Source organism: Acinetobacter sp. NIPH 298, from assembly GCF_000369505.1.
Lineage (GTDB): Bacteria > Pseudomonadota > Gammaproteobacteria > Pseudomonadales > Moraxellaceae > Acinetobacter.
Genome location: NZ_KB850055.1, coordinates 1,766,248 through 1,785,496, shown reverse-complemented (window position 1 = coordinate 1,785,496; position 19,249 = coordinate 1,766,248). Strand labels below are relative to the sequence as shown.

10 protein-coding genes and 1 pseudogene are annotated in these 19,249 nt (G+C 40.1%); 10 read left to right on the top strand and 1 reads right to left on the bottom strand.

The window, feature by feature from the left end:
* The 8 genes from F903_RS13330 to F903_RS13295 all read left to right on the top strand — a co-directional run.
* The coding region (locus F903_RS13330) for a YadA-like family protein (protein ID WP_005197725.1) at positions 1-2,025 on the top strand (2,025 nt) is incomplete at its 5' end.
* 70 nt (positions 2,026-2,095) lie between these two features.
* A complete protein-coding gene (tpgA, locus tag F903_RS13325; protein WP_005197723.1) occupies positions 2,096-2,884 on the top strand; it encodes a trimeric autotransporter adhesin/peptidogylcan-associated protein TpgA in 789 nt (262 codons plus the stop codon).
* Positions 2,885-3,147: 263 nt separating this feature from the next.
* Positions 3,148-6,936 (top strand): DUF4132 domain-containing protein, encoded by a 3,789-nt coding sequence (locus tag F903_RS13320; RefSeq protein ID WP_005197722.1) that lies wholly within the window; start codon positions 3,148-3,150, stop codon positions 6,934-6,936.
* A 153-nt stretch (positions 6,937-7,089) separates the two neighbouring features.
* Positions 7,090-8,181 (top strand): ATP-binding protein, encoded by a 1,092-nt coding sequence (locus tag F903_RS13315; protein WP_005197721.1) that lies wholly within the window; start codon positions 7,090-7,092, stop codon positions 8,179-8,181.
* Between the two features lie 5 nt (positions 8,182-8,186).
* Positions 8,187-10,730, top strand: a complete 2,544-nt coding sequence (locus F903_RS13310) for a DUF5682 family protein (protein ID WP_005197720.1) — start codon at positions 8,187-8,189, stop codon at positions 10,728-10,730.
* The gene (locus F903_RS13305) at positions 10,730-11,866 is read left to right on the top strand and encodes a VWA domain-containing protein (RefSeq protein ID WP_005197719.1); all 1,137 of its coding nucleotides are present in this window, start codon (positions 10,730-10,732) and stop codon (positions 11,864-11,866) included. The genes F903_RS13310 and F903_RS13305 overlap by 1 nt, the downstream gene beginning before the upstream one ends.
* Positions 11,863-13,980, top strand: coding sequence for a hypothetical protein (locus tag F903_RS13300; RefSeq protein WP_005197718.1), 2,118 nt, complete (start codon positions 11,863-11,865; stop codon positions 13,978-13,980). Before F903_RS13305 ends, F903_RS13300 begins: the two co-directional genes overlap by 4 nt.
* A gap of 255 nt (positions 13,981-14,235) precedes the next feature.
* Positions 14,236-14,436: a hypothetical protein gene (locus tag F903_RS13295; RefSeq protein WP_005197717.1), complete on the top strand. Its 201-nt coding sequence runs from the start codon at positions 14,236-14,238 to the stop codon at positions 14,434-14,436.
* Between the two features lie 55 nt (positions 14,437-14,491).
* Here F903_RS13295 and F903_RS13290 read toward each other — a convergent pair whose 3' ends face one another.
* Complete coding sequence (locus tag F903_RS13290; RefSeq protein WP_005197715.1) at positions 14,492-14,878, bottom strand: MerR family transcriptional regulator; 387 nt, start codon at positions 14,876-14,878, stop codon at positions 14,492-14,494.
* Positions 14,879-14,989: 111 nt separating this feature from the next.
* Between F903_RS13290 and F903_RS13285 the strand changes: the two are divergent.
* Positions 14,990-17,509: pseudogene (locus F903_RS13285) on the top strand (heavy metal translocating P-type ATPase).
* Positions 17,510-17,670: 161 nt separating this feature from the next.
* Positions 17,671-18,927, top strand: a complete 1,257-nt coding sequence (locus F903_RS13280) for a putative solute-binding protein (RefSeq protein WP_005197710.1) — start codon at positions 17,671-17,673, stop codon at positions 18,925-18,927.
* Positions 18,928-19,249: the final 322 nt, after the last annotated feature.

Here is a 19,249-nt window from a genome sequence, read left to right as displayed (position 1 = left end):
AAAGATGCGGTGAACAAAGGTCAATTAGATGCATTGGCAGCGCAACAAGCAGAAAATGACAATGCAGCAGTGAAATACGACGATGCAACAGTTAAAGACAAAGTGACTTTAGCGGGTGCAGGTGGTACGACACTGACCAATGTGAAAGCAGGTGATGTGTCAGCAACTTCAACTGATGCGGTGAATGGCAGTCAATTGTTTACAACCAATCAAAAGGTTGATGAAAACACCACGAACATTGCAACCAATACCAGCAACATTTCGAAGAATACAGGTGACATCAGTACACTGAACACTACTGTGACTAATCAAGGTAATGAAATCACCACATTAAAAGGTGGTTTCAACCTACAAACCAATGGCTCAAACAGTGGCGCAATCAAAGCAGGTGACACGGTTGATATTGGTGTAGTTGACCCAGCAGATACGAACATTACGGCAACGAAGACAGGCAATAATGTTGCATTCGCATTAAGCCAGAATTTGAATTTGACCAGTGTGACGACCAATCAGCTTCAGGTAGGTAGTGTTGTTGTTGATAAATCAACGAATACGATCACAGGTTTAAGTAATAAAGACTTGAATGGTAGTGATTTTGCTACCCAAGGTAGAGCTGCTACTGAAGAACAATTGAAGGTGGTTGAAAATCAAGTTGTAACCACACAAACATCACTTGTGAATAGCCTTGGTGGCGGTGCGAAAGTGAATGCCGATGGCACAATTACAGGTCCAACTTATAATGTTGCACAAAGTACTCAGTCGAATGTTGGTGATGCTTTAGATGCTTTAGATAAAGCTATTGGTTCGGCTGCAACCACATCTAAAACAACAGTATCGAATGGCGAAAATATTGTTGTTAACAAATCAAAAAATGCAGATGGTTCTGATAACTATGAAGTATCAACTGCAAAAGATTTGACGGTCGATTCTATTAAAGCTGGTGATACTGTTTTAAACAACGCAGGAGTTAGCATTGGTAATAATACCGTTGTGTTGAATAACACAGGTTTAATTATCGCTGGTGGTCCAAGTGTAACAACACAAGGAATTGATGCTGGCAATAAACAAATTACCAATGTGGCTGCGGGTACAAATGCAACTGATGCGGTAAATAAAGGTCAGTTAGACAGTGCGATTAGCAATGTGAACAACAATGTTAATGAGCTTGCCAATAATGCTGTTAAATATGATGATGCATCGAAAGATAAGATCACTTTAGGCGGCGCTGATGGCACTACGATTACCAATGTAAAAGATGGCAAAGTTGAGCAAAACTCTAAGGATGCTGTAAATGGCGGTCAATTGTGGAATGTTCAAGAACAAGTGAACCAAAACACAAGTGATATTTCAAACATCCAAACCAATATTAACAACATTAATGATGGTAAATCTGGTCTAGTTCAGCAACAAACACCGACAGGTGATATTACCATTGGTAAAGACACTGGTGGTACTACAGTAAATGTTGCTGGTAAGGATGGTGATCGTGTTGTGACTGGTGTTAAAGATGGAGCGATTAGTGCAACCTCTAAAGATGCCGTGAACGGTTCTCAGCTTAATGCTACGAACAACAAAGTGGTTGAATTCTTAGGTGGCGGAGCCGGTTATGACAATATTACCAATAGCTTTACCAATCCAACTTACACAGTAGGTGATACAACACATAATAATGTTGGTGGTGCAATTGATGCATTGAACAAGGCTGATCAAGCATTGGATAGTAAAATTGACAATGTAAGCAATCGTCTTGAGCAAGCCTTCTATTCAACAAATCAACGTATTGATAATGTTGAGAAAAGAGCAAATGCAGGTATTGCAGCGGCAATGGCTTTAGAAGCTGCGCCATATATTGCTGGTAAATATACCTATGCGGCTGGTGCTTCATATCATGGTGGCGAAAATGCAGTCGGCGTAACTTTACGTAAGACTGCTGACAATGGGCGTTGGTCTATTACGGGTGGTGTAGCTGCTGCATCACAAGGTGATCCAAGTGTACGTATCGGTATCAGTGGCGTAATTGACTAAGGAATAGTTGTTAGGGAGAACCTAAAGGCTTGGGTTCTCCTCATCACCAATAGATAAAGTGAGTTTGAATATGAAAAATATGATAAAAGCATTGGTTTTAGGGGTTGCATCTAGTTTTGCTGTTTCTGCATTTGCAGAAGAACAGGTTGTTGTACAACAAGATGAAATCAAATTTCCAGTAGTTGAAAACAGCTATTTAAAACAAGTGAAACGTTATGAATATGATAATGTTGCACGTTTAGATACAGGTTTAACCAAAGACCAAATCCGTCATTTATTGGGAAATCCTCAATTTAGTGAAGGTTTATTCTTTGTGAAAACTTGGAATTATGTTTTAGATATTCGCCAGCCAAATAGTCAGGATTACTTGCGTTGCCAACTCCGTGTCGACTTTGGTAAAGACAATTTGTCAGAGCGTTTAACTTGGAAAGGTGAAGCATGCGAAGGCTTAATGGCTTGGGGTGCAAACAATCTGGTATCAAGTGATGCCAATGTAAATACTGCACGCTCAGGTAGTGTCTTCTTTGCATTTGATCGTTCAAATGCTAATGCTATTCAACAAGGTTCTAATACAGTTGCTGCAATTGCACAACGTATCAAACAGAATCCATCCAACAGCCCTATTATTGTAGCTGGATTTGCAGATCCGCTTGGTAAATTTGCCTATAACCATCAATTGTCGGCACAACGTGCCAATACCGTTGCAAAGTTATTGGTGAATGAAGGTATTGATGCGAGTCGCATTCAAATTCAAGCCAACAGCCAAACTGATTTATATCAGCAATGCGCGGGTAACAAAGCCAACACACAACTCGTTGGTTGTTTGGCACCAAACAGACGTGTAAACGTAAGTTGGTAATTGATCTTTAATGAAAAATGGCTACTTTAAAGTAGCCATTTTTTTATGTCCTAAAAATAATGTGTACGACAATAACTGTCGTACAGACCCAATTTTCGGGATGCTTTTGATTTTCAATTTCTTATAATGAAGCCATCAAAAATATACTCAGTGGGTTGCTATGTATTATTGTAAAATCTTGGAATTAGAAAAAAGTAATCATGATTTTTTAAATTAAAAATCAAATATTAAGTTTAAAACTGGGGAAAATAAGAGGCAATTCAATGTTTGAAAGTATTAAGAATAGAGTAAATCAGTTCATCAATCTACAAGGTCAAAATACAATAGACTCCGAAACTTTAGCATTACTTAGCACCATTGTAGAACCATTAGTGGAAGTGAATGCTTCATTGGCTAATCAGGTCTTAAATTATATTGTCAATGGGCAAAATCCTGAGGTCTTACTGACCTTACAACAGCAAGCGACGGATAAGGTGTGTGCTTTACTGGGTAGTCCAGGAACTTATGGATGGTTTTGGCCGTCATCTGAATTGACCAAAGCCCAAGAAAAATTATGCAAAGCATCACAGAATGCGCGCTATAAGCTATATATCAATATTTTTTCAAAGTTCAGTCGTGAACAAACGATTCGTTATGGTAAGTTTTTAGAAGCAGCTACTCAGCAACGAAATTATCCACAGCTTTCAAAGAATACACCTGTATGGTTTAGCTATATTTTGGTAGATGGCTTGGTGACGAGTTTTAATCATCAACATTTTGATGATCGACAGAAAAAATCACACCGTCAGACTTGGACAATTGCTGAATTAAAACAACTCTATTTGTCTGAATCTGAAAATAATACTGAGGATTTTATCGCGACTTTATTTGAACGTGGTGATGTAAATAGTTATCACCATGATCAACTTAATGTACTTTTTAAATTTTCAGATAGCGTTGTTTTTTTCACAGAGCACCTACAACTGATTAGAGCCGTTCTGCCAAAATTATCTGCCACGGCTCAGGGGATTTTCCTCGAATTTATTGCTCAACATCAGGAGTTACTGCAACCACAAACCGAGCTGATTATTATTCTTGCATTAAGTTCGAGTAAGAACGTTCGTGAACAAGCCACTGTGTTACTTTCCCATCTCGATGAGGCTGAAAGCCAGCAACATTTACAGTATTTCCTCGTTAATGGCGAGAGTAAACAGCGTAGCTTTGCAGCGGATTTGTTAGCACGTTTAGGTGAGCAAAATCGAGAAATCCTGCAACAAGCAGCAGAAAACGAAAAATTAAAATCAGTACAGGTCAATATTCTATCTGCTTTACAACGACTCGAATCCTTGGAGCAAATGGTCGAGGTTGAATATACGTTACCTGAAATCGAGGTGATTGAGGCTAAAGTCATTCCTGAAATTTTTGCTCAGGTTCTACAAGATAATTACTTGGCAATAAGAGAAAAATATCGTCAAGTCGCAGAACAGGAAATTGAAGATAATAAATCAGTTGAAAAAGGTGGATACAAAAGCCATTGGAGACAAAATAACTATCGAGACTTCTGCAAATCTTATGACAAAGTTGAAGATGTTGGAAAATTAATTCTTGGTCATTTAAATGGTCAAAACAACTATCGTTCGTATATTGAAGAAATTGCCAATTATCAAAAAAAATTACAGCAGTTGCCTGAGTTTAGTTTGATTCATGCAGCTCGTTTGGTGCTTGGGCATCGAAACAATGATTGGATAAATTGGTATCAGTTTTTCCAGTTTTTAGATGCCAAGAACTGGGAAACAATTGAATTGCGTCAGTTAGGCCAAGTTTTGCAACAAGTCGGGATTTCAGAAGAGAGTAGTAAACGTTGTATTGCAAATGAATACCTAGAAAATTACAGCGGTACTGAGCTGAATACACGAATTACTGATGATGAAAAAGTAATTCCTTTTTTTGTGGAGAATATTGATTTAATTGCTGAAGCTTTAGGATTGCTGCCAAGTAAAAATAAAAATTCATGGCGTTATTATGATCCGATCAAGGCATTTGCTTTATTACAACGCTTCCCACAAGTTCCAAAACAATTTATTCCTCGATTACTCGAATTTGCATTAGGTGATAGCAAACGTTTACGTTTTGATGCTCAGGAAGTGTTGAGAAAATTACCTGATATTCACTTAAGAGCAATTGAAGCTTTAGGAAATGGTAAGCAAGAAATTCGGATTACTGCGATTGAATGGCTAGCTCGTTTACAACATCCTTCTGCTGTGTCTGCGCTTTATGATTTATTGAAAAAAGAGAAAAAAGAAGTTGTTATCGCTGCGATTTTGACAGCATTGGAGCAGTTAGGTGAGGACATTAGTGTCTATCTTTCAGCTGATGCTTTACTCAAAGATGCTGAGAAAGGTTTAAAAGGAAAAATCGTCAGTAGCTTTGCATGGTTTGATTTGAGTTATTTACCACAATTGCAATGGCAGGATGGCACAGCAGTCGATACTAAAATTATTCAATGGTGGGTGGTTTTAGCCGATAAACTCAAAGATCCAATTCCGAATGCCTTGCTGCAACGTTATGTTGGTTTGTTGAATGAAAAGAGCCAACAGACATTGGCATTATATTTATTACAAAGCTTTATTCATCAAGATACTCGTAACCCAAGTTTGGAAGAGGCAATGGATATTGCCAATAAGGAAGCACCGAGCCGTTTGGCCTCTTATCAGGATTCATTTCAACGATGGGGGCAGAAGTACCCAGAATATTACGGGCGCTATGAGCACATCACACTGGAAGAAGTGGTTGAAGAAATTAAACGCGAGCGTTTAGCAATTTATTTAGGTTCAGCTATTAAAAGTAAAGGGATGTTGGCACTGACGTTTAAAACGCAAGGTAGTGTTGCAGTGAAATTGCTGCAAGACTATATGAAGCAACATTATCAACGACGTGCGCAAATCGAAGCCATGTTGAGTAGTTTTTCGGTCAGCGATGATCCGCTGATCATTCAATTATTACTCAGTCTTTCACGTCGTTATCGTACTGCATCGGTTCAAAATCTTGCAAAACAATTGGTTGAGCAAATTGCAGAACGTAATCAATGGAGTAGTGATGAGCTTGCGGATCGTACCATTCCAACAGCGGGACTGGATGATTCAGGCATTTTAACTCTTGAATATGGTTCACGCGTTTTGACGGCTTATGTCGATGATAAAGATAAATTTGTACTGAAAAATGAAGATAGTAAGATTATCAAAAGTTTACCAACTGCACGACAAGGCGATGACGAAGCGCTAATTAAAGAAGCAAAATCATTATTTAGCAGTAGCAAAAAAGAATTTAAGCAGGTGATTGATTTACAAACACAACGTTTGTATGAAGCGATGTGTAGCGAACGGACTTGGAGCAGTGCAGATTGGCAGGAATACTTATTTGCTCATCCAATTATGAAGCGTTTGATTCAGCGTTTAGTGTGGTTGGAAATATCAGCAGAAGGTGAAGTTTTACAAAGTTTCCGTCCTAGTGATGATGGCAGTTTACTCAATCTGGATGATGATGAAGTTGAATTACAAGCTGATAGTCAAATCAAAATTGCACATATGGTCTTGATCAATACCGATGATGCAGAGGCGTGGCAAGCGCATTTTAAAGACTATAAAGTGAAGTTTTTATTTGAACAAATGACGCGTCAACTACCGACATTTGATACTCATGCTGAAATCATTGAGGATCGAAAAGGTTGGTTGACCGATACTTTTACTTTGCGCGGTGTTATTACTAAATTGGGCTATCAACGTGCGTCGATTGAAGATGGCGGTTCATTTGATAGTTACTTTAAATCATTTAGCCAAATTGGTTTGTCTGCGGTGATTCGTTTTAGTGGTAGTTATGTGCCAGAGGAAAATCTTGCAGCAGTGTTATATGACTTGAATTTTGAGAAAAAGAATGTGCGGTCATGGCGTGAGAGTAGTATGAGCTTGGCAGATGTTCCGCCTGTATTATTGGCTGAAACCTATGCGGATTATTTAAAAGTGGCAGATGCCTGTTCGGGGTTTGATCCTGAATGGCAGAAGAAAACACCTTGGTAAAATATGATTGATCTTATTTTAAATTCGTAATCAGGATTTGCAATGTAGAGGCGGCATCCATGCCGCTTCCACCATAGCTGATATGGGAATTAAAGATTTTTATAATAGATTTAGGGAAATCTGATCAAGATTTTAAGAAGAAATGGTAAATATATGACCCAACAAAACATCATTAAACAAAGTGCTGAACAACGTTTTGCCGAGGAATTGGCAATTTTGACTGAGCAGGACAATGCCCCAAAACCACAAGGCTGGTTGCGTTCACCCAAAGCGGTGCGCCAATTTATTTTAGGTGATGACAAACTTGGAGTTAGCCGTAAATTCTATGGTGATGATGCATTAGTTGATCGTGCCATTGTGACTTTATTGGGTAAACAAGGCTTAATGTTAGTCGGTGAACCGGGTACAGCAAAATCCATGCTGTCTGAATTATTGGCGGCTGCGATTAGTGATGATTCAGGTTTAACCATACAAGGTACAGCAGGGACGACCGAAGACCATTTAAAATATTCGTGGAATTATGCCTTGCTACTAGCGGAAGGTCCAAATGAAAAGTCTTTGGTTGCATCACCTATTTACCAAGCAATGCAACAAGGAAAGATCATCCGTTTTGAAGAAATCACCCGTTGTCCACCTGAAATTCAGGACGTACTGGTTTCGTTGATGTCTGAAAAGACCATGATGATTCCAGAACTGGGTCAGCAGGGGCGAGTGTATGCCAAAGCAGGTTTTAATATTATTGCTACAGCAAACTTGCGTGATCGTGGCGTGCATGAGATGTCATCAGCATTGAAACGTCGTTTTAATTTTGAAACGGTACGACCGATTGCTGATCCTGTTTTTGAACGTGAGCTTGTACTGACTCAGTTGAAACAAGAGCTAGGCGATTTATCTGATCAGATTCAGATGTCTGATTCGGTGATTGATTTATTGGTCACGGTTTTTCAGGAATTACGTCAAGGCACAACTAAAGATGGTACTTCAATCAAAACCCCAGATGCGGTGATGTCTACAGCGGAAGCCGTGAATATTGCTTATGCAGCTGCTTTGGAGGGTTATTATCTCGGTGATAAATCGTTAAATGGGGCGGCGATTGCTCGTCAATTAATTGGTGTGGTGTTAAAAGATAATACTGATGATGCCAAGCGGATGCGTTTCTATATGGATAATGTGGCGCGTGAACGTGCCAAACAGGATGCAACATGGAAGGCTTTTTTTGATGCTGGGAAGGCTTTTTGGCAGTAATCAATATGACGATTCCAATACGGTTACAAAACGCCTTACAACAGCAAGCAGCTTTGGCAGAAAAGGGGATTTATTTTTTACCCATTCGCCATCATAGCCCTGCCTGTGCCTATGCCACCTTACAGGCGTTGCAACAATTACAGCCTCAGCATATTTTGATTGAAGCACCACGCTCATTTAATCGTTTAATTGCCGATTTGCAGCATTCCGATAGTCAGCCGCCTTTAGCTGTATTGTGTCAAACAGAAATTATTGAACAAAAAACTGATGCTAAAAAAGAGGATATAGGCGAACAAAAACAAACTCGCACTGCCTATTTTCCATTCTGTGATTATTCGCCTGAATGGGTAGCGTTACGTTATGCGCCAAAAATTGCTGCCAATGTTGAATTTATTGATTTGGCTTGGACAAGTCAGGTGGTGCATGAACAGCAAAATGTTGCAGAACAAACATGGCAATCACGGAGTTTACTACAGGAACGTTATTTAGCGCATAGCCAATATTTACAGGCATTGGCGCATAAACTGCATTGCCGTAACCATGATGAACACTGGGATCATTTATTTGAGTTAAAACCCAAACAGCAAATGCAGGACTGGCAAGCCTTTTTCCATGAGGTGTTGGTCTGGTGCGCCATGTCACGACTGGATTATGAAGACAGTGTGTTAGAGGCTGATGCTTCCTTGATTCGTGAACAATGTATGTTGCACAGTATTTTAGAGTGCAATGCACAGAAAAATGGCAAGATCTGTGTGGTTACGGGCGGTTTTCACACCTTGGCTTTGATTGAAGAATTAGCAGCACAGTTATTGACAGAAAAATCAACAGTCAATGAAAAACCCAAGAAAATAAAAAAACTAAAATCCGCAGATACAGATGATCAATCTTGGTTGATTCGATATAGTTTTGATCGTCTCGATGCTTTAAATGGTTATGCATCGGGAATGCCATCACCTACATTTTACCAACGTTGTTGGCAACAGCTTGTTGATGATTCGCAAAATGAAATTGAACAAAGGCAAGCCTTAACCGTTGAGTTATTGTCTGATTTTTCCAAGCAACTTCGAGAGCAACAGATTTTAGACAGTAGTTTTATTACGGTGAAGAATGCCACTGAACAGGCGATGGGTCTGGCGGCTTTAAGGGGGCATCACCTGATTGGTCGTTTTGATTTGATCGATGCCTGTCAAAGCAGCTTTGTCAAAGGCAGTCTTGATGATGGGCAACAGGCATTTCAGCAATTGCTTCGGCAGATTCTGAGTGGGGCAAGTCTAGGACAGGTGGTGCAATCGACACAGACACCGCCTTTGCTGGCGCAGGTCTATGAACTGGCAAAAGTTCATCGTTTTAAACTGGACGAAACCACGACCAAACGAGCAAAACTGGATGTGTTTCGGAATGCTAAACACCGTTTGCGTAGCCGTTTTTTACATTTACTCGATTTTTTACAAGTCGGTTTTGCCAAGTCTGTCAGTGGACCTGATTTTTTAGGTGGTGGACGTTTACATGTGTTATTTGAAGAATGGGATTATGCGTGGACACCACATGTTGAAGCACAACTGATTGAATTATCAGAATTAGGCAATGATTTGCATCGCATTGCAATACAGAAATTATTGCAATTGAAAGCGTCTTTCTCTCAGTCAGGGCAAGGACGATCTTCACATCTTGCCGTACAGCTTTTAATTCGTGCAGCATTGATGGGATTACAAAAACAAATCCCCATTTTATTTGCCGAAGTTGAACAATATTTACCCAACGACCCCGATTTAGATTCAGTGATTCAATGTGGGCAAAAATTGCTGAATTTATGGACAGGTAAAGATTTTCTGGCTTTTCAGCAACAACCTGAACTCAAGGCTTTATTGAAAAACGTTATTCCAACAGCCTTGTTTTTACTTTCCCAATTGGCAACACCACCTGAAGATCAGCAGCAACAGATTTTAAATCAACTGTTGCAATTGCGAAGTTTGGCGAAGCAGATTCAACGGATTCTCTGTATAGAAAGCAGTGATTCAAAAATAGTGGGTGCAGAAACGGATTTTTTGGCGCAGTTTTATCAAACTTTACAGCGTTTACATACCGACTGGCAGCAGCTCGATCTGTTGGCAGGTGCGGTAGATGCCTTTCGTTTTATTGATGGAAATTTGTCTGAACATGAGTTACAGCAATCGGTTCAGCAACATTTCGGTATCGGAGCAAGTCCTGAATATGCGGTGGCTTATCTGGCAGGCATGATGCAAAGCGCACCAGAATTATTATTGCGTTATCCCGTGATGGCACAGTTACTCAATCAGTTGTTAGATCAATGGGATGATGCAGCCTTTGTCGCGATCTTGCCTGATTTACGCCAAGCTTTTACGCATTTTAAACCGAAAGAAACAGCGAATTTTGCAGAACAGGTGGCGCAATTGAATGGTGTTTCGAGCTTGGAAATTTCCCAATATAGCAGTGAGGTTTCTCAAGCTGAAATGTTGCAAGGGGTGCAGTTAAATCAGCAGCTACAGCAGTTTCTGGTTGAACAGAATTTACAAGGTTGGTTTGCATAATGAATGATTCAAATTCGCAAGACCTTTCTGCACGTTGGCGTTTAATTTTAGGACGTTATAGTGATCGTGCGCTGAATCAGGTTCAACTTGACGCGGATCAATTACGCTTAGAGCGAACATTAGATTATTTATATAACCGTGAATATGAACGACGCGGGCAGGTTGCAGGAGAGTCTCGTCATGGTTCACTGGATGATTCGCAACTGACCGCAATTAACTGGTTGAATAATGTTCGCAAGCTCTTTCCACAGAGTACTTTTGAACGTGTACAAACCCAAGCTGTTGAACGCTATCAACTGGACGCCTTGCTCAAAGACCCACAAAGTTTACGCAGTTTAGAACCGACACCACAATTGGCAAAGGCCTTACTGACCATGCGTGGACGACTGAATGCAAACACTCGGGATGCGGTGCGTGAGATTATAAAAACTGTGGTCGAGCAGATTGTAGCTCGATTAAAACCGAATTTTATCAATGCCATTCATGGCCGCCGGAACCGTTTTCGTCGTTCTCTGATAGCCAATAGCCAAAATTTTGATTGGCGCAGAACCATTCGGGAAAATCTAAAACATTATAATCAGGATATGAATAAGCTGATTATTCAGCAACCTTTCTTTAATGCACGCGTGCAACGCCATTTACCATGGACAGTGGTGCTCTGTGTCGACCAAAGTGGCTCGATGATGAACTCCGTCATGTATAGTGCCATTTGTGCCAGTATCCTAGCCAGTTTGCCTGCGGTCAAAGTGCATTTGGTGTTGTTCGATACCAATATTGTCGATTTATCCCACATGGCATCCGACCCTGTTGAAGTGTTGCTGACGGTACAGTTGGGTGGCGGCACTGATATTGCTAAAGCAGTCAATTATTGTGAACGTTTAATTACCCAACCGCATCGCACCATTTTTACCTTGATCAGTGATTTTGAGGAGGGCGGGTCGGTGGCACATTTACTCAATGCAGTGAGTCGATTGCATAGCCAACAGGTGAAATTGCTAGGTTTGGCCGCTTTAGATGAAAAGGCAAATCCTGTCTACGATATTCAAATGGCACAAAAACTCAATGAGCGAGGCATGTCGGTGGCAGCTTTAACGCCTGAACATTTTGCTGAATGGATGGCAGAGGTGATGCAATGAGTTGGCAACAACAATATTTAGCCTATGATCAAGACAGTCTTGCGACTTATGCCAACGCAGGTTTAGTGCGCCGTGCATTAAAGGATATAGAAGCAGAAAAGGTGGTGTTACGTACTGAGCAAGCTGATCAAGTCAGCATTGAAAGTGATGGGCAACAGGTTTGTTTATCTGCCACAGGTCTGGTCAATGCGGTGTGTTCTTGTCCTGCCACAGGTGCGTGTAAACATATTGTGGCAGCCGTATTATGGTTTCAAATGCATCATTGTCAGTCCAAAGTTGAATCCAATGATCAGGCTCAAGAAAATCAAATTTCTACTCCTAAAGATCAACCCAAAAACAATGTAACTGAACAGATAAAAATCAATCCACTAGATGAAATTTTGGCATTAGACCTTGACCACATCGCTAAAAAAATAGGCAGGGCACAAGCCCAAAAAGCCATTAAATATGCCCGACTTTGGCAGCAAGAACAGCAAACTGAATTGTTTGAAGATGACTATCGTTTAAAGATTCATATTGCCAGTATTAATGAAGACATCAGCTATATAGCAGGTACAGGTTTTGCAGGCATGCTATCCAATCTGGAAAAAGATCAACCTGCTTACCATTTAGCAGCGCTGAGTGAAGTTCAAAGATTACAAGGTAAATCATGGGCAGCATTGCAGCTCAGTAAGGTCGAAAACCCAGCAATTTTAAGCGAAAGTGAACGCCAGTTTGTTGTTGAATTACAAGATGATTTAAATCAATTATTAGAATTTGGTTTATCGCATGTCAATGATAGTACAGCTCGACAACTGCACTTACTCAATATGTCAGCACGTAGCGAAGCCTTACCACGATTAGCTGCCATGTTGAGACAACTCAGCGGTCAAATCAGCCGTTTATTGCAACGAGATGAGCATAGTTCTGAGCAAGACACTTTACTGTATCTAGCGCAAATGCGTGCTTATCTCTATCAACTACAACAGGCACAAGGCGAACAATTACTTTCCCTAAGAGGAAAAATCCGACAGCAATACCAAGTCGATGAACAGCAGTCTGATTTGGAATTACTTCCTCTAGGTGCGCGTTGGTGGCGTACTCAAGGTGGTGCAAGAGGACTGACGCTGTATTTTTCTGAATTAGAAAACGCTAAGATTTTTGAAGTTACGGTGGCACGGGCAGAAAATAATGACCCGAATTTTAATCGTTATAATGCGTGGTCACAGCACAGTATTTGGATGCGGACTGCTCAACAACTGATGCAGAAAACCGTATGTTTGCAACAACCTCGATTTGGTGAAGATGGACGGTTATCGGCATCGGGGCAAAGTCGTGCATTACCATTAAATAGCCTAAGCAAGATTGAGGATTTTGGTCGATATCAACAGATGGGTTTTAATCATTGGCAGACCGTACAACAGCATTGGCAACAACAAATGCAAACCGTAGAGGGGATTGATCATACAATTTTATTAAATATTTCCCGTTATGATGCACCGCAAGTGGATGAAATCGAACAATGTCTATGGTGGAATATCTATGACCAGCAAGGTTCTGTGATTCATTTACGTCTGGACTGGAAAACGCAGGAATTAGATAAAATTCGTCAGCTTGAACGTCTGTGTGGCCAAATGATTCAAGTTTCATCGATCTTTGCTCATGCTCGAATACAGGGACATCAACTGGTTTTATCACCAATCAGTTTACTGATCACTCAAATTGATAAAACTCGACTGTTTCATCTCGATTTTGATCAATTGGCTGAACCAAAAAAGACCTTAAAAGAAAGTCTGATTGGACGTATTGAACAATTAATGGTAAAGAAAAAACAGCAAGCAAAATTTGCTTCTACCCAAATCAGTTTGAGCCAAAAGGTGTGTGAACCGATTTTAGAAGTATTACTCAGTCTTGCTTGTTCAGGGCGTTTGCAATTGAGTACTTCACAGATGGAAACGCTACAGCGGCATAGCCAACTGGCTCAGGACGCAGGTTTGAATTTATTAGCTAAACAAATCGACTTGATTCTCGCTACCACACGATTGAATACAGATTTAATTTTACGGCTAGTTTATATCTGTGATTTAACACTAAGGATGCAAATTAATCTTCCCATACAGTTAAATACAGAATGATTTAGCTTTTGCAATTTATGGTTGTATATAATTTTGCATAAATATAGATTTATGTGAACTGTTAGACAATATGTGTGTGATTGGTCGAGAAATGATCTAAAATGCACAGCAAGAACGAAGAGGTCGAGGTGTCACTTTTTTGAATGGCATTCTGTTGTTTATCGCAAATTATTTAAAAACACTTTTGCAATATAAATGGCTGTTGGCTTGATCGTAATATGCAAGAATTTTAGAACAGTTTCGAAGGGGAAAGCTATGTTGGAATCGAGAAATCTAATCGTCCTAGATCAAACACTTGTCTTAACCAAAGAGGGCAAACATGATTTAGTGTATGAAAATGACACGTTGCTTAAAGTAAAAATGATTTCAAATCAGCATATTGTTGTAGAAGATGATCAACAGACCAGTTTCGTATTAAAACAACAAGATGAAAATGTTGTTTGGTCTTTTTTCTAATGGATCAATAATATGTACCTTATGTTTGTATCTAGATATTTATCCTATTAAATATTTAATTTGATTTCTTAAGTTCTACCAATATAGGACAGCAATCATTTTCAGTGCTTTTACAGTCATCTAGCCAAGTTGCAAGGCGTTGTTTGAGTCCTTGTAACTCCTGAATTCTCTCATCAATCTTGCTTAAGCGTTGCTCGATGACCTGACGGACTTGGATACGATCGTCTAAATTCAAGGTCAATAATTCTTTAATTTCATTGAGTTGTAAGCCTGCATCTTTGGCTTTTTGGATGAAACTCAATGTCTCCAGATCTTGTTGATGATAATAACGATAGCTTTGCTTGGTTTCGGGCACGCGCATTAAACCAATCCGTTGATAATAACGAATCGTTTCGACATTGATATCACATGCCTTTGCTAATTTACCGATGGTAAGGTCCACGCTATGCTCCTAAAATCATGCATTTAAAAATCATTCTCAAAAGTGCTTGACTCTGTACCTAGGTACAGACTTTATCCTAAACCTATCGCGTAATAAAAGATAGGTCGAACCATGACTCAACATGAGACTTCATCATGCTGTTCAAAAGACAAGCAAGTTAAGAAAAATGCTAGTAACGATGCTAAAACAGCGCAAGTAAATGAATCCGTCACGGCTTCATCTTGTTGTGAACCCAAACCTACTGAACCAAAGAAAAGTTCATGTTGTGGTTCTAAAACTGAATCACAACCTATTAAAGAACACGTAAAAAAATCATCCTGTTGTGGTGGAGGACAAAGCCATCAACACCATGTAGCCGCCGATGGCCAAACCGAGATCGATCCAGTCTGTGGCATGTCAGTCAAGACCACGACTGATTTAAAAACGGAATATGAAGGGAAAACTTACTATTTCTGTAACCCATCTTGCTTAGAGAAATTTGAACATGATCCAGCGTTCTATTTAGTCCCTGTGGACCAACGCCCAGTACCCGAAGGGGCAATGGATATGGATTATACCTGTCCAATGGACCCAGAGATTGTGCAAAAAGGGCCGGGTACTTGTCCGATTTGCGGTATGGCGCTTGAGCCGATGCAACCGACTTTAGATGAAGGACCAAATCCTGAACTGGTTGATTTTAGTCGGCGTTTTTGGACAACTTTGCCTTTAAGTTTATTGGTGATGATCTTAGCGATGGGCTCACATATTCACGCTTTTATCTCACCACATATTCAGCCATGGATTGAGTTGGTGCTCAGTTTACCTGTGGTGTTATGGGCAGGTTATCCAATTTTACAGCGTTGCTTAATCTCCTATAAAACTGGTCATCTCAATATGTGGAGTTTGATCGGTGTCGGTGTGTTCGCGGCATTTATTTATAGTGTAGTTGCAACAGTCTTTCCATCTGTGATTCCTGTTGAAGCCAAAACAGGGCATGGTGCCGCTGTGTATTTTGAAGCGGCCTGTATGATTGTGTCTTTGAGTTTACTCGGACAGGTTCTTGAGCTTAAAGCACGTTCCCAAACGGCAAACTCATTGAAAGCACTGCTACGTTTACAACCTGCCAAAGCCAAATTGGTGCAGCACGACCAAGTTGTGGATGTTGATATTGCCATGGTCAAACAAGGTGATATTTTACAAATTTCATCGGGTGAATAAATCCCTTTAGATGGTGTTGTGGTTGATGGAAAAACCTATGTCGATGAGTCGATGATGACAGGCGAACCTGTACCTGTGAAAAAGCAAAAAGACAATCAGGTCATTGGTGGAACAATCAATCAACAAGGTTCTATTCGTATTCAAACGACTGCTGTCGGGACCAATACCACTTTAGCCAAAATGATTCAGACTGTAGCGGATGCACAACGTTCCAAAGCACCATTGCAACGTATCGCGGATGTTGTAGCGAAATACTTTGTGATTACGGTACTCACGATCAGCGTGTTGACGTTCATTACATGGATGGTTTTTGGTCAAGCACAGTTTGACTTGGCTTTGATGTGTGCGGTAGCCGTTTTAATTATTGCCTGTCCATGTGCCTTAGGGTTGGCAACGCCAATGTCAGTGATGGCAACTACAGGTCGCGCAGCGCAAAAAGGGGTGCTATTCAAAGATGCTGAAGCGATTGAAGCATTAAGCAAAGTAAACACTCTGATTATTGATAAAACAGGCACATTGACTGAAGGCAAACCAAGCTTAAAAGAAATTCAGCCATTATCGACAACGTATACTCAGGTACAAATTGAACGATGGATTGCTTCGATTGAACAATATTCAAGCCATCCGATTGCTCAGACTTTGACTAAATTGGTGGATGCAAATCAATTGCTTAATGTGACTGACTTTGAAGATGTGACAGGTTTCGGCGTCAGAGGCAATATTGATGGCAAAACCCTATATATTGGTAGCCAAAAATTGGTTGAGCAGCTCGATTTAACATTTAGTGACGATTTAAGCAAAATGCTAGACCAAAAACGTTCGCAAGGCGATGTGATTAGTTTCTTGATGTCAGAACAGGAGTTGATTGCTTATGTTTCGATTCATGATGCGATTAAACAAAATGCCAAAGCGGTGATCGACCAACTCCATGCCGATGGCATAGAAGTGATTATGGCGACAGGTGATCATGCGAAAAATGCACAAATGGTCGCTAATGTTTTAGGAATCAAGCAGGTTCATGGCAATCTTGATCCAAAGCAAAAGCTCGATATCGTCAAACTGGCGCAAGCGCAAGGCAAGATCGTCGCAATGGCAGGGGATGGAATTAATGATGCACCCGCACTTGCACAGGCCAATGTTGGGATTGCGATGGGTACAGGCACTGATATCGCTAAACAAACGGCGCAAGTCACCTTAGTCAAAGGTGATATGCAAGGGATTGGTCAAGCATTGCATATGGCGAAACTTGGTGTAAGAAACATGAAACAGAATCTTGCATTTTCCTTTGTTTATAATGGATTGGGTGTGCCCGTTGCAGCAGGGATCTTCTTTCCATTGACTGGGTTATTACTTACACCAATGTTTGCAGCAGTGGCGATGTCGCTGAGTTCATTGTCTGTTGTAGTGAATGCCTTGCGCCTAAACCGCTCTTAAGCTTTCTCTTTTCATTGTTGTAAGTTCGCTGTCTGGTTTTATAGCTAGACAGCTTTTTTATGGGCTAATATGACTATTCTGCCCGAAGCTAAAGTCAATGGGTCAATTTTATTTGCGTGTGATTTGCTTAGTGTCAAATGATAATTCACAGGAGTGAAAAAATGTTTGTGCGACAACAACAAAAATGGCAATACAACACTTTGATCCGATCATTCTCGCTTGCAACTACATTAGCAGCTTCATTGTTGATCTCATCTACCTTATACGCTGCACCGCCAGCCGAGAAGCTTGATCTCACTTTATCTCAGCATTCGCAGAATAAAATCAAAACTTTGCTCAATGATCCAAAGATTTGGAAACAGATTCCCAAACAAGTGACTTTGTGTGTGTATTCACCGAATGGGGAACATGGTGAGGCATTTCAACAAGCCACGAGTTATATCAGTGAATTGCCCCGTATTGTACGTATTGCCAAACAATATGGGGTCAATATGAATATTACTCGACCTTCCAATTTACAGCTCAAGATTGATCTGGACTATCCGAAATTAAAACAAAATGCATCAACCATGGTGACACTCAAAGTCTATACCAATGAGGGTGTATTAACGGAAGACTTTCGCAGCAAACGCTGTGATGGTGCGGGGATTAGTAATTTAAGAGCAAGACAGTTTAATCCATTTGTGGGAAGTATTGATGCGATTGGTGCATTACAGAATTACAAGCAACTCACCTCAGTGATTCAATTATTAGCTCATCCTAAATTCGACGACAAAATGATCAATCATGATTATGAAGTCGTGGGCGTTGTGCCGCTTGGTGCGGCCTATATTATGGTGAGTGATCGAAATATTAATACACTCGCAAAAGCCGCTGGACGAAAAATCGCAGTATTTTCATTTGATCCAACACAAAAGAAGTTAGCTCAAAATGTCGGTGCGCAAGCGATTTCAGTGGATTTAGCAACTGTAGGACCTAAATTCAACAATAGAGAAGTCGAAATCATGGCTGGCCCAGCGATTTTGTTTGATCCACTGGAATTGCATAAGGGCATGACGGATAAATCAGGAAAAATTGCAGGTGGGATTATTCGTTTTCCTGTTGTACAGGTTACAGGTACTTTGATCATGCATCGTAATAAATTCCCAGCTGGAATGGGACCGATTGCACGCGAAATCATCTCTAAACAATTGCAGCCTGCATTTGATTTTGTAGATAAAATTGAAAAAGATATTCCTGAAAAATACTGGATGGATATTTATGAAAGTGAAAAACCTGGTTATATGCGACTGATGCGAGAAGCACGTATTCAAATGACCAAAGAAGGTTATTACGATAAAGACATGATGAGGTTACTGAAACAAGTCCGTTGTTCGCAGCAGCCGACGCATTATGAATGTGCATTGAATGATGAGTGATTTTTTATAGTCAGACCAATGCCTAGAATTCTACGGAAAGAGTAGAGGTTATTTAGATATAAAATTTTATTAGCGAGCTGTTAGCTCATACGATCAGTAGTAATGTAAATGTTGGGATATGCCATAAAGCTTTCTGATGAGAGTTTTATGGCATTTTATTTAAGTGGTCTAGAGATTTTTCCACTCCTTTAAAGCATGAAATTATAGCAAGACTAAGCAATCCATTGCTCAAACCATATTCGTCGATCGCTATGATAAATTCAAGTAAAATAAGATATTAGCCAATTTATTAATTTGACATTTTTGACATCAATTTGTTTTC

Coding starts and splice junctions, on each gene's coding strand:
- tpgA (WP_005197723.1), top strand. CDS start 2,096: ATGAAAAATATGATAAAAGCATTGGTTTTAGGGGTTGCATCTAGTTTT.
- F903_RS13320 (WP_005197722.1), top strand. CDS start 3,148: ATGTTTGAAAGTATTAAGAATAGAGTAAATCAGTTCATCAATCTACAA.
- F903_RS13315 (WP_005197721.1), top strand. CDS start 7,090: ATGACCCAACAAAACATCATTAAACAAAGTGCTGAACAACGTTTTGCC.
- F903_RS13310 (WP_005197720.1), top strand. CDS start 8,187: ATGACGATTCCAATACGGTTACAAAACGCCTTACAACAGCAAGCAGCT.
- F903_RS13305 (WP_005197719.1), top strand. CDS start 10,730: ATGAATGATTCAAATTCGCAAGACCTTTCTGCACGTTGGCGTTTAATT.
- F903_RS13300 (WP_005197718.1), top strand. CDS start 11,863: ATGAGTTGGCAACAACAATATTTAGCCTATGATCAAGACAGTCTTGCG.
- F903_RS13295 (WP_005197717.1), top strand. CDS start 14,236: ATGTTGGAATCGAGAAATCTAATCGTCCTAGATCAAACACTTGTCTTA.
- F903_RS13280 (WP_005197710.1), top strand. CDS start 17,671: ATGTTTGTGCGACAACAACAAAAATGGCAATACAACACTTTGATCCGA.